Source organism: Pseudoalteromonas sp. S327, assembly GCF_005886415.1.
In the GTDB taxonomy this organism is placed as follows: Bacteria; Pseudomonadota; Gammaproteobacteria; order Enterobacterales; family Alteromonadaceae; genus Pseudoalteromonas; species Pseudoalteromonas atlantica.
In genome coordinates this window covers 1-359 of sequence record NZ_PNDP01000174.1, presented here as the reverse complement: position 1 = coordinate 359, position 359 = coordinate 1, and the positions used below count along the sequence as shown (strand labels likewise).

Here is a 359-nt window from a genome sequence, read left to right as displayed (position 1 = left end):
TCGCGTTGTCCACCGCCATCTAATACCATTTTTTCAATTTCAAGCTCTTCATCTATGTCAATTAAGAATCGTAGGCCAGATACAAAAAGTATTCTACGCTCTTCGCTTAGACCAGCTTAGTCTAGTGCAGCGATAGTGCTTAACGTTATTGAGTGCTGTTTAAATTTATTTAGCTTTTCTAGGGTGAGGAGTTCATCTAAGTCTTGCTCTACCATTATTTCTTGAATGTCTTGCACTGTTCCATAAGCACCCGATGCAATTTGCGAACCGGCTGGTTTATACAAATGGGCAATTTCATCAATAAGTGCGTGGGCAGCGTTGCTGGCAGCGTTAAATGTGCCTAGCGTTCAATGGCAAGC

The 359-nt window shown here is 42.1% G+C and carries 1 pseudogene; it reads right to left on the bottom strand.

The window, feature by feature from the left end:
• Window positions 1-335, bottom strand: a pseudogene (locus CWB60_RS21050) (Ppx/GppA phosphatase family protein); the annotation flags it as partial.
• Between the last annotated feature and the right edge of the window lie 24 nt (window positions 336-359).